11 protein-coding genes are annotated in these 11,637 nt (G+C 46.2%); 4 read left to right on the plus strand and 7 right to left on the minus strand.

The window, feature by feature from the left end; genetic code table 11:
• The first annotated feature begins 65 nt into the window (after positions 1-65).
• Together NHN17_RS18995 and NHN17_RS19000 are read left to right on the plus strand one after the other, a co-directional pair.
• Positions 66-3,005: a P-loop NTPase fold protein gene (locus NHN17_RS18995; RefSeq protein WP_255044208.1), complete on the plus strand. Its 2,940-nt coding sequence runs from the start codon at positions 66-68 to the stop codon at positions 3,003-3,005.
• A 172-nt stretch (positions 3,006-3,177) separates the two neighbouring features.
• Positions 3,178-4,200, plus strand: a complete 1,023-nt coding sequence (locus NHN17_RS19000; RefSeq protein WP_255044209.1) for a type II toxin-antitoxin system PemK/MazF family toxin — start codon at positions 3,178-3,180, stop codon at positions 4,198-4,200.
• Positions 4,201-4,406: 206 nt separating this feature from the next.
• On the opposite strand, the gene NHN17_RS19005 is transcribed toward NHN17_RS19000, so the two are convergent.
• From NHN17_RS19005 to NHN17_RS19035, 7 genes are all read right to left on the minus strand, one after another.
• Entirely contained in the window at positions 4,407-4,829 is a 423-nt protein-coding gene (locus NHN17_RS19005; RefSeq protein WP_255044210.1) for a hypothetical protein, read from the minus strand.
• Positions 4,830-4,899: 70 nt separating this feature from the next.
• Positions 4,900-5,265 carry a hypothetical protein gene (locus tag NHN17_RS19010; protein ID WP_255044211.1) on the minus strand — a complete coding sequence of 122 codons (366 nt, stop codon included), beginning with the start codon at positions 5,263-5,265 and terminating at the stop codon, positions 4,900-4,902.
• Positions 5,266-5,419: 154 nt separating this feature from the next.
• A complete protein-coding gene (locus tag NHN17_RS19015; protein ID WP_255044212.1) occupies positions 5,420-7,105 on the minus strand; it encodes a hypothetical protein in 1,686 nt (561 codons plus the stop codon).
• 110 nt (positions 7,106-7,215) lie between these two features.
• The gene (locus tag NHN17_RS19020; RefSeq protein ID WP_255044213.1) at positions 7,216-7,920 is read right to left on the minus strand and encodes a hypothetical protein; all 705 of its coding nucleotides are present in this window, start codon (positions 7,918-7,920) and stop codon (positions 7,216-7,218) included.
• A gap of 283 nt (positions 7,921-8,203) precedes the next feature.
• Positions 8,204-8,437: a hypothetical protein gene (locus NHN17_RS19025; RefSeq protein ID WP_255044214.1), complete on the minus strand. Its 234-nt coding sequence runs from the start codon at positions 8,435-8,437 to the stop codon at positions 8,204-8,206.
• Positions 8,438-8,597: 160 nt separating this feature from the next.
• Positions 8,598-8,735 carry a hypothetical protein gene (locus NHN17_RS19030; protein ID WP_255044215.1) on the minus strand — a complete coding sequence of 46 codons (138 nt, stop codon included), beginning with the start codon at positions 8,733-8,735 and terminating at the stop codon, positions 8,598-8,600.
• A gap of 235 nt (positions 8,736-8,970) precedes the next feature.
• Positions 8,971-9,207 carry a hypothetical protein gene (locus tag NHN17_RS19035; RefSeq protein ID WP_255044216.1) on the minus strand — a complete coding sequence of 79 codons (237 nt, stop codon included), beginning with the start codon at positions 9,205-9,207 and terminating at the stop codon, positions 8,971-8,973.
• Positions 9,208-9,514: 307 nt separating this feature from the next.
• On the opposite strand from NHN17_RS19035, the gene NHN17_RS19040 reads away from it, so the two are divergent.
• Together NHN17_RS19040 and NHN17_RS19045 are read left to right on the plus strand one after the other, a co-directional pair.
• The gene (locus NHN17_RS19040; RefSeq protein WP_255044217.1) at positions 9,515-10,324 is read left to right on the plus strand and encodes a hypothetical protein; all 810 of its coding nucleotides are present in this window, start codon (positions 9,515-9,517) and stop codon (positions 10,322-10,324) included.
• Between the two features lie 112 nt (positions 10,325-10,436).
• Positions 10,437-11,605 (plus strand): IS3 family transposase gene (locus NHN17_RS19045; RefSeq protein ID WP_255044218.1). Its coding sequence is split into 2 segments (ribosomal slippage): positions 10,437-10,689 and positions 10,689-11,605, totalling 1,170 coding nucleotides; the frame shifts between segments, so codons are not numbered across the junction.
• Positions 11,606-11,637 lie beyond the last annotated feature (32 nt).

Consider the following 11,637-nt stretch of genomic DNA (forward strand, 5'->3'; position numbering starts at 1 on the left):
CTAGCTCATCAAGATAACTGCAGATACTGTCTGTGAGTAAATGTCCCGCAAACAGCACAACCTAGTTGCTCTTTATCATCGGTCGGCATATTCCGCCCTCTTCGCTCCTGTTTATGTTCCTGCTTGGTGTGTCCGCGCTGCAAACCAAGCCGTTCTTTTCCATTTTGCCTGACTGGCTTACCAACCCCGCCAACATCTCTTGGGAGAATGGCGGCATATCAGCAGCACTGCTTCTCGCGCCTGCCGCTCAGTATCTGGGGATGAGATTCTTCAATCGCGATCTCCAGCTGGGGGATCTGCTCAAGCGTAATAGCACTGACACCATCAACGAAACACTAGAGGTCAACCGCGAAGTCGGGGCCATCGAATTGCGACAGGCTTTTAAGGTATTTGCCGACCTGATCCCCGCAGGCAAAACCATCGTGTTGGTCATCGACAATATCGACCGCGTTTCGCCGGAAATTGCCCGCGAACTGTGGAGCGATATCGACACATTGATTTCGCTTGGCAGCCCGCGCTTCCGGATTTTGTTGCCTTATTCGGAAAAGCATCTGTCCAAAGCGCTTGAACAAGGTGCCATCGAGGCCAGCCAGTCCGGTGGCAAGGAATACATCAGCAAGCGTATCCCGATCCCCTTTACCGCCCCCCCGATTGCTTCCACCGGATGGCGAGAGCGCTTCGAGCAGTACTGGAGTGAAACCCTTCCGGACATCGAGGGCAAAGCTGGAGTAATGGAGATGATCGATATCTGGCAGCGTGATGTTACCCCGAGATTCCTAAAAAGCCTTATCAACCGGATAGGCACCCGCATCGACAGTTGCTCCGAGTCCAATAAAGATCTTCATGGCGCATCCTGTGCCGCCTACCTGCTGGTGGTACGAGATAATGACATCCACCTCCACCAATTGGTCGGTGAACCCGATTCAAAGGAGTTGGACGAAGCCATCTTACGCAAAATGCATGCGACCCAGAAAGTGCTGCGTAAATACACCGGATCATTGACTGACTGGCCGAAACATATCGCCGCCCTCCACTATCAGACGTCCTTTGAGATAGCTTCGAGTGAGTTGATCATCCAGCCATTACGGGCCGCCTTTAACAGCCATGATGCTCCGCGTATTATCGACCTGTCCTCATTACATGGCTTCGAGGTGTTTTTTAAAAAACAAACAGAAAACACGGATGCGCCTGATTTGGTCAAACTCATGGCCGCGCTGGTGGAGACGTCTGAAGGTAAAGCGTTAGTCGAGCATTTCTTGGCTGACTTCAATCACGAACTTGTCCAGCACTCAGATCCGCTTGATGAATTTGATGCTGAACTCATCGACTGCTTCAACTCCCTGATTACCGCTGGGATCGACGTGGATGTCTCTATCCCAACTGTCGAGCAACGCAATCTGACCAATGCGGTTCTAAACAGGACTAACTCTCTACTGCGCGCCAACAAACCAAAAGATCTGGCCACGAACAATGAGCAATGGGAAAAGGTCATGAACCTTATCCGGCAGATCTACCAGTATTTTACGGTCACGGGAAAAAAACCATTATTTATCACTCGTCCCTCAGCAGACACACTGGTTAATTTTCTTTACCCGTTGCGCAACGCCGTTCCTGACTGGGAAATTGACAAGCAGATGGCATCTATACCGTTAGATCGTCTCGTCGTCGCTGCTTGTCTTCGCCAGAGCAGTTTGTCTGAAAATGATACCGTCTTCCCGCAGCTGCTGACGATGATGCGCTGTGGTGCAATGGACAAGGTGGAAGGCTTTTCGTATCTTCCCACAATCTCGATTGCCAGCGCTGACTTAGAGACGGTACTGACTCTCTTACCATTCACTGCGGACTGGCAACAATTGAAGAGCAATCCAGATCAAACCATACCGCCGTTAAGTGAGTTACTGCAAAGAACCAAAAATGAAGGCATGGTCGATAAGACCACCCTTGCCAGATTGTCCGCGCTGACCGCAGCGGCATTGGCCTGTGCCTATGTCCCCGATCATGGATTTGTTCTTCCAAATGAATACGGTAAAAACCAGCACCAAAATGTTGTCAGCTGGTTAGAAACCTTCGTAACAGTGAAGTCAGGTGCTCCGGAATACTTAGTAAACTACCTCAGTTTCGTGCCATTTGACCAACTACTCAAGTGGTGCAATTCCAGCGTGATGGAAGGTCAGTTCCTTGCGCCCGTGGCCGAGTTGATGCGAACGGAGCGGATAGCCAGCAACGATGCCGAGCTGATCCTCTCGACGTATTACACCGGACTGAAAAACCAGCTACCGGATTTCGATGCGCAAGAGCTGTTGTCATGGATAGCCGAGCGGCCTGTTGCCAATCTCACTCCCGAAAAATGGCAGACTGAATCTATCGTTGACATCTTGGCCTCCGACGCGGATAAAGTGCAGGCACTCAAACAAATCCTCATCGACTATTTCGACGCAACTGGACTGTATGAGTCTGATTGGCTGAAGACACTGATCCACAAAGAGCCCGTGGAGCACCACGTTGCGCAGTATTATGTCAATAACAGCCTCACTCTTACAGAGTCCAAGCCCTTGATGGTCGCACTGGAGAAGGCACTGACCGAAAAACGCCAGTTTGATGCAGGCTGGGTACGCCTGTTATTTGATGTGCTTGATGGCGATCATCAACGTCGCTTGTTAAACAAAGTGAAGGCGCAGTTTTTTAAAACTTCCACTTCTGACGACCAAAAATACCGCAGTATCTCTTTCTTCGGTGACCGCTTGGCCATGCCCCCGCTTGACGACGACGCAGCCATTGAGCAAGCACTGGCCTTCCTTGACAACGCAATTAACAACTTTGAGGGAGCTGCAATCGATTGGCTTTCCAAACAGCCTGTCGATGGTTTTGGCTGGAATCTGAGCGCTTGGTCTGAATCCAATCTCAGCACACTCAATGATTATCTGTCAGAGCAGGCTGATAGCCCGCTCAAAAAGGCGGTTGATGCTAGGTTTGGTGCGAACACCAATCGCGAAAGTGTGGCTTGACCCTGCTAACAGCACTAGCCATTCAGTTCCTCGTCGGTGGCGTATCGCGCCACTGACGAGGGTCTTATTTGTCACCTGCCCACATACCTTGGCCACCAAGTAATTTAACGTCCATCCCTCGACCATGTATAATAGCTATATAACTAAATCCAATAAATCCAGCGAGATACATGTGGCGCTAACAGTAACCTACTATTTATTCAACGACACCCAAGGTGATGGAGACACCGCTAAGCCGACGGTGCTCGGCAGGGAATCTTACACCAATATCACCGAGATCCTGCTCCCTGACAGCTCCAATAACAATATAACCATCACCTGCTATTTCGAAGGCTACACAGTACACCGCTGGACTGTCGAGTCCGTTCAGTTCAACGGACCTGATGTAGCCGTTCACCTTGCACCGAGAGATACCACGGATGAAATCTTCTTACCGCAAACAATAAAACGGGTAAAAAGATCTGCGATGGAGCTGCTGCGTTTCGGAACAATTGTCGAAGTTGACTTCGGGTTCAAGCCGAGAATTTATAAAAGTGGCAGTCAAGCGCAAACCTCTGCCAAACGATACCCTGATGTGGTACAGAACCTTGAGCTGTACAAACGTAGACCTGCAATCGTCATCAAGTCTACCCGTCGAGGCATCCAAGTTGTGCCTTTGACGTCTCAAGAGCCTGCTGATTACGCCACCAACGGGTCGGTTTTCAAATTGAGTGCTGAAAGTCTCAAAGACTGTACACAACTAAAAAAAGGGTCGTACGTACTGTCCCATTTCATCCAGACAATTGGCTACAGCCGTATCCTGCCGCCGCTAAGTACGTACCAATCCCACCAGTCACAGCGATTAGAAACATATCGTGTGGGCATCAACCGAGACGATGAAAGGCACCTCAAAACAGCGCTTGCGCACAATGTTGGGCTTGGGGACTACTACGCTAACAAGAAAGCGATGAACGAGAACAAGCAAGCAGTCAAATTGCTGACAAACGATGTCGAAAGTCTATCCGCCACCTCAACGCAGTTGGAATCAGAAAACGAAGCACTCAAACAAGCCCTTGAGGAGATCCGTCGAGATAAAGCGACTCTTCGTGAGTTACTTAAAGATCAGTATATTCGTGCGGAGGTCTGTACAGCAGCGGGGGTCGATGCCCTGATCGATAGCGAGCTAATTGATTTTGCAGAAGTCACAGCCCCTTGACTATTCAAGGATTATTTAATAAGATCTTGTTACTGGTTTAGGATATAGAGACGGCACTCTCCTATTCGACGCTGAAAAATTGCCCTGCCGACGAAAACAAAGCTTTATCTTTCAAAAAAACCGCCTTAAGGCGGTTTTTTTGGTTTGATTCCCTGATCTTCCCGACTACAACAAGGCTAATCAGCTCCACCAGTATCTTTAGGGCTTTAAACTGTATACTCAACGAGTAATACAAGCTTACTTTCATATGCTTCCCTTTTTAGTTCTAAGGGCCTGAGTTTGTCGAGCAGCTCCCTTAACGCAGCATATCCCTGCTGATGTTCAAAATTGATGGCTTGAATTTTGTCTAAAGCCCAATCGGCTTCATTCGTTAGAAAAAAACCAGATCGCAGCCCAAAATCAAGAAGTTCGGCAGCCTGATTCATTGAGCTATTCGGCAAATCGATGAAGTTTATCCACCGAGTCAATTTTCGATCTAACCGAGAGTCATAATCACCTAGACTATCCACCGATGATTTCAACTGTGCAACAACGGACTTTGGCATATGGCTGCTTATTAGGGATTGCTCAATCCTGTTCCAGTTACCTTTAAATCTCGTTCCCTCACCTAATGCTTTTCCTTGACTCACTTACGCTACCCCGTGCTCGATTAACTTCAAATCCGACTTAAACTCAGTCAATTTTTAAAAAACTTCGACATTACCATTTGTTATGTTGCTCTCTTAACCTATCCCAGTCGTACGTCGTAACAGGCTGTAGTGATTTCTCCAGCGCGGCGTTTAGTCGGCAAGCGGCTTGTACTTCATCTGTGATCCTCGACAAGTGAAGGTTTGCAGACTCAATAGAAAACCCCTGCACTTTTTGCTGTATCAGGTCAATTTGGTCAGCGGGAGCACGGTACGGGTAGGATAACCTGTCAATGTGCTGGAGCGAGTAGAACGCGACCGTGACATCCAAGATGGCATTGTTATCGGTGAGGTAGCAACTGGCAATGACACGGTCACCGTTAGTCAGGGTGACGGTCTTGGAGGCGAGAGGTTCAGGCGTAGTTCGTTGCTGTTTCATATCAGTCATTGGATGAAGGCAAATGCCGCCTTGTGTGAAAAGACCCCCTAGTATTTACCATTCTCATGGAGAAGTTAAGCCTTCATCGAAGACAAGGGGGTTCGAGACCTAATTTCCGCCTGTTACCGCCCCTATCCCACCGCGTGCGGTCGTTCTAGTAAATCTTGCATATCCAGTAGATCGTCAAAAACGGCGGTTCTTCCGTTAAGATCTCGTTGTGAAGAATAGAGACAGAATCAGTTGGGGTCGCATTATACCCGCCAAGAATAAATACTACTTTATCGCGCAGTTCATACAACCCCACCCCTGACTTTGGCGTTACGTGAGCCATTGCCCCACGATCATATTCTTCGTAAGTTATCGAATACTCTGGGTGATCTGGAGGTACTGAAGTACCCTTGTAAATCTCATCTATTTTTATAACACTGGATTTTGCCTGCCCTTTTAATGGCACAGAACCGCCATCGGCCAGAAGTTGTTCACTACTGCTGACCCCCTTCAAGTAGCGATTGACGACATTCGGGGTTGTTACCATTCCACCAGCATTATTATCATGCTCGTTTCCATCACATAGCTTCCAGTTATTGGGTAAGCTCGCTAAATCACCGTAGTAAGGAAGGATTGTTTTGTTAGGAAAACCGATGATGATTTTATCGACAGAATATTTCATCTCGGCATTTCTCAAAAAGCCTGCATGTAATGGTTCAAGGCTTTTATTTGAAAAACCTGCCTCCATGATATCTGAATAAGAAAAGACGGCGCTTTGGTTATTAAAGCTACTTCTCAAAGAAATGAAACTCAAGCCAGAAGGGATCGTTATGTTTGTCGTATTATTGCTAGTACTTTGATCGGTAGTTGTTCTTGTATTCGTATTACCTTTTCCGGCACCGTCAACAAGGGGACTTAAACCGTTATGTGTTAGAATCCTATTGGCAAGGTAGTTTCCAACGTTTGATTTTAGTTCTTCAACCGTTACTACTTTATTGCTGTTGGTTTTTACGTAATCTATTTCTTTACTTGGCATTTTATTATAAAGCTCAGCGTTTACACTGCTTTCTATATTCGCCCACGAGATGAACTTTTTAGTTACGGACTTCAGGGCATGGTCTGTCATAAACGTCTGTAGTTTATCTGAGATTTGACGTGTTTCTGTACTGTCATCTCCACGGCATTCGGCAGTAAAACGCACCAATCCATTTCTAGCCGTTTGCTTAAATTGCTGCTCATCCAAAAACAACTCTTTGCCGTCAGCATCAGCAAACATTTCATCGGTCACGCTTTCGCTCAGAGACGTAACTACAACACAATTCGTTTCACTTTGGTTGACCGTAACCGCTTGTACATAAGTTCTAACTTCCAGCTTTTCCAGCCGCTTGTCAGTAACGTCCCCAATGTCTAAACACAGGTTTCTATATACACTTAACGATTTCGAAACATTTTCAGGTATCTTGTACGTTGCAAGTGGCTTTGTGGTCGCATTACCGATTTCGTAGATGGAGAGAGAAATATCAGACATCGGTATCATTTGGATATTTGTGGTGTTATTCGCATTGGAGAACTTCTTTACAATGGCTTGCTCGTACAAATCGTTCTTCATCACAAGGTCAAAACAGAGTTTATTTTCTGCCAACGCATCGCGATCAATATACGGCATTGCTTGTGGTGCATAAAATATCTGTGTCCCGTTAGCCTTCCAAATATTTCGATCTTCTCCTTCAAAATTAAACGCCCTCGCATCACTTGGCTTAAAATCAAGGTAGGCATTTGCATTGACCGAAAAAGGGACATACCCCGACGTCAGGGAGATGAGTAAAACGGCGAAGCTAGTCAGTGTTTTCATCAAGCTTTACTAAAGTTAAGGGCAATTAGATTGACTATAGCCTTCAACAACAACATCAGCGTCTAATTTACTAGACAACAGAGATCAGTACTTGCTGCTTTTCGTTTCACTCAGAACGGGACGTGAATAGGAGACAAGCCAGACGGCACATTGTCATGATTGTGCGGGGCAACCTTGTCGGCATCGATATACGTTTTCCCGAAGTAGTATTTACCGTATTTACCGCTGGTTACCGTCCCCAATATCATTCCGCCGTTTGACAAAGGTACATTCATCGCGCCCTCGCCCCTCTCTATCAAGTGGGAAAGGACCGGAATAAGTCCGATATACAGCTTTGCAATCACATTCGCGACATCCGAGGTTTGCTCCCGCTGCAAGAAGCGGCTGATGCAGTGGATACCAGCCAGTTGGATTACGGCACCGTCTGGGTCATAGAGCGGAGCTTTGCTGTACGCCCCAACTAGCGAGATTTCTTTTTCACCGTAATCAACCGCTGTCAGTCTGGCCTTGATACTTAAATCATCAGGCAAGGCGGTATAGGTGAGCAAGAATAGTGTCTCGACTTTGCTTCCAGCCTCTAGGTCGTCGTTGATCGACAAAACTCCCTGATATCTTCCATAAAGTCGGCTTAACTCATTGAAGTGCTTTCTACGCTGCTTAGGCTTTACCCCTCGCATAACAGAGCCGACCAAATCACGGAATTGATGTTCGTCTTGAGCCAACAGAGGGCGAGATAGCTTGAGCTGGAGATCTTTTATGAACCTTTTCGTCAGCCCATCTGCCAGTGATTGGTCGATAAAAGGTTTGTTATCCATTGGCATTAACTCTCGTGTACGCAGAACTTGGGGATCGGGATGCAATTGACTGTCCCGCTGACATCGAAGAATATAGGGCATTGGCGAGCAATACAATTGCTGTTCATGCTGTCAAAAAGATTAACCGTCACATGCGAACGATCGGAGGTAGCTCAAGAGGAGTTTTTAAAAACTTTGCAAGGATACTCTGTTTGACAACCTTGGCGTCTTCGTCCTTCACTCTAAACTCCTAAACCAGCTATAAACTCTTTGCTTTTCATCAAATTTTTCCACCTATAGATATTTAGTCTTTCCTAATGTAACCACGTACTCTATCTTCATGATCCGCTGGCCGCATTTTATAACTGAATTTTTGATAAAGAGTTTGCTCTCTTTTACTGTTAAGGGGCTTTTTAAAATTAAGATGGCTTTTAGAACTTTTTTTCGATTTCCATAATATCCACGCCACAAACAACCAAAATGCTGTTAAAAAGGCGTTATCTAAAAGAAATTGTAAAGCAGTCTGAAAGGTCACCATATTCCATCCTTGTGGTTATTGGTCAGTGCCTTGTTCGTGCTCGGTAGTACAAACCTCACAAATCATACATTCATAACGATGCTCGGCATCGGGCACTAAGATTTCTCATTGCAAAGTTTGCATTCATATACTTGATTTTCCATATTCCGTTCCTACTACCTTAATCCTGTTCGCCTGCACAATCGCGGCATAAGTACCCATTATCTTCAATCTTGTGCAGCAAAGGAAGTGGATACTGTTCGTGAGTAAATGTCCCGCAAACAGCACAACCTAGCTGCTCTTTATCTTCGGTCGGCATACATCCCACTCACTGGTTTCGGTCTACATTGCTTATAACGTCAAAGCGAATATCCAAACCTGACGCCTCAATGATTCGGCCTAGCATCCATGAACCCCGCTCGTAGTCCCCATAGTGCTGATCGGGATTAAGTTCATGCGCATCGGCCTTCTTGGCTACCTCTCGCAATAGGCCTCGAAGTGTTTCCTTAAACTCAGGGCTATTCTTGTCCAGCTTCCATTCCTATCAGTCTCCTTTAATCTTTAATCTCTTTAGTGACCTGTTCTTCTGGCGTAAAATAGAACCTGCCTTTGTATGAATATTTCCTAATATCTATAGGTTTTTTTATGCTGGCAGTAGTCCGAACTTTAGGCTGATGAGGGCGAAATGCCGCTTTCCTTGCTTTTATCAACCTCCAAGCCACGAACAACCAAAATGCAGTCAGTAACGCATTATCTAAGACAAACTGCAAGAATGCTTGAAACCCTTCCATAGCCCCTCCCTTATTAAGCCATTTCTTTTAATACCATGTATCCGACGTTTTGATTGGTCTTCGTTTATAAATGCAACACCTTGCTTAATAGTGGCCTAATTCCCATACTACTTGTCAAGTTGGTTGTTTTCTAGTCAAACGTAGAGAAATCAAGGCATGATGGGAATGTTGCCATCACACATTGGGCTGTCAGCAACCCCTTTATGGCCGCCATGGTATATGCTTATTTTATCGCTTGATGGGCACACACGATGGGGCCTGCTTGACGTTGCCATTTGCAATTTAACTGCATGAAGGAATTGAAGTTATGAACAAACCCATGAAGGTGTACGCAGCATCGCCGCTCAACCACTATCTCGCCACCGTACCTACCAAAGCTGATATTGTTGCCCTAATGAATGAGCGTCAGGCAGCCAACTTGTTCAACGGCAAAGACATTACATTTGAACAAATCCACGAGCGAGAGAAAAAGCCGCTTTCTAATTCTCAGCATATCAACCGCCTTGCCGAACGCTATCTCTGGTTGCGCCGAGAATACTTTCCAATCCTGTCTGAACCAACTTGGATCGATATTCTCAGTGAACTTAACGGCCGAAGCCAACTGTCAATACAAGAATTACGTGAAGGGATAGAGCTTATTTTACCCCGGCCTTCAGAGAACGATCTAGAAACCGAGAATGGCTATACTTGTACCGATAACACTTCAACAGACGAACTCAGCGCTCTGACACAAGCACAGTTACTTGTTGTTATGGAGATGGTCGAATGGTATTGGGGACGGAAAAAAGATGATAAATACCTCAGTATGACACTTGCACAAGAACTATCGATTTATTCCGGGATTTACGAGGGGTTCTGTTTATCTGATACCGAATATTCGCTGTGCGAACACTGGACTATAGCTAAAGCGGCCAGTTCACACCATGCCAATAGTGACCCCAGTATCGAAGCTGTGTACCTGGTCCATCATAAAGCGGGGGTAAAAGCGCAATGCTACCAGAAGAAGGATAGTGAAAAGCTATCAGTGTACATTGAGCAGTTTCCTGCGGAGGCATCAACTTATGAGCGTGAACGTCTTGGCAAGGAACTCTATCAATTTATTGAGGCATCTATATAGGTAGTAGCCGGTTCCCTACCAAACCTCAGTGGTGGGGAACAATGTCACAGCTTGCAGATTTCTAATCCAGCCAATACTTAGTAATGTTCATCTTATAAGAAGGAAGGTGAATATGAAGAAGCGATTCAACGAACAGCAGATCATTGCTATTCTCAAGGTAGCGGAAGCGGGTTTGCCCGTCAAAGAATTATGCCGCAAGCACAACATTTCCGATGCCACATTCTACCTTTGGCGTAAAAAGTACGCGGGCATGGATGTTTCCGATGCCCGTCGCTTGAAAGTATTGGAAGATGAGAATGCCAAGCTGAAGAAGCTCTTGGCGGAATCCATGCTTGATGTTGATGCTTTGAAAGCGGCTCTTAACCAAAAGTATTGACCGTCGGAGACAAGCGCAAGGCTGTGCATGCAATGCAGGAAGTCACCACGATTTCGGAACGTAAAGCCTGTCTGCTCGTCGGTATAAATCGCGCATCGATGAGATATCAACCTCAACCTAAAGAGAGTGATGTGGAGCTATTGGCTCGCATACAAGAACTGGCACTCGAGAGAAAACGGTTCGGGTATCGCCGTATTCACCGTCTTCTTCGGCGAGAAGGGACAGAGGTTAACCATAAGCGCGTTTACCGCTTATACCGAGAGGCTGGGCTGGCCGTTCTTAAACGGAAGCGAAGGAAATCATTATGTGTAGGGCGAGAGCCACTTTTACTTCCCTCACTGCCCAACCATACTTGGTCAATGGACTTCGTCATGGATGCACTCAGCTCTGGTCGTAGGATAAAGTGCCTCACTATCGTTGACGACTTCACGAAGGAGTGCCTGGATATTACTGTTGCATCAGGAATTTCTGGGGATGAGGTGGTCGTCATACTTGAAGCAATTGCAGCTTTCCGTGGTTACCCTGAGACCGTTCGAACAGATCAGGGGCCTGAGTTTACGGGTAAGGCTCTCGACCAATGGGCTTATGATCATGGTGTCATTCTGAAGCTGATACAAGCGGGTAAGCCAACCCAGAATGCTTATATCGAAAGCTTTAACGGCAAGTTTAGAGACGAGTGTTTAAACGAGCACCTGTTCAGAGACTTGAGCCATGCTCGTAAACTGATCAGTGACTGGCGCATTGACTACAATGAAAATCGCCCCCACTCATCAATTGGATACCTAACTCCCTCTGAATTTGCAGTACTGACACGTTCAGGGCTAAACAATAACGTAACTGACATTACTAAAGAAGTGTTGGATTATACCAACCTACATAAATATTTGATCAGTCTTGCAGGTTAAAATCGCTGTTCTCTGCGTTAGATATTTTGTAA

The organism is Photobacterium pectinilyticum (assembly GCF_024357955.1).
Classification (GTDB): Bacteria; Pseudomonadota; Gammaproteobacteria; order Enterobacterales; family Vibrionaceae; genus Photobacterium; species Photobacterium pectinilyticum.

Excerpts from the sequence above, each read along its gene's own strand:
- NHN17_RS19025 (WP_255044214.1), bottom strand. The coding sequence starts at position 8,437 with ATGGTGACCTTTCAGACTGCTTTACAATTTCTTTTAGATAACGCCTTT.
- NHN17_RS19030 (WP_255044215.1), bottom strand. The coding sequence starts at position 8,735 with ATGCCGACCGAAGATAAAGAGCAGCTAGGTTGTGCTGTTTGCGGGACA.
- NHN17_RS19015 (WP_255044212.1), bottom strand. The coding sequence starts at position 7,105 with ATGAAAACACTGACTAGCTTCGCCGTTTTACTCATCTCCCTGACGTCG.
- NHN17_RS19010 (WP_255044211.1), bottom strand. The coding sequence starts at position 5,265 with ATGAAACAGCAACGAACTACGCCTGAACCTCTCGCCTCCAAGACCGTC.
- NHN17_RS19035 (WP_255044216.1), bottom strand. The coding sequence starts at position 9,207 with ATGGAAGGGTTTCAAGCATTCTTGCAGTTTGTCTTAGATAATGCGTTA.
- NHN17_RS19040 (WP_255044217.1), top strand. The coding sequence starts at position 9,515 with ATGAACAAACCCATGAAGGTGTACGCAGCATCGCCGCTCAACCACTAT.
- NHN17_RS19020 (WP_255044213.1), bottom strand. The coding sequence starts at position 7,920 with ATGGATAACAAACCTTTTATCGACCAATCACTGGCAGATGGGCTGACG.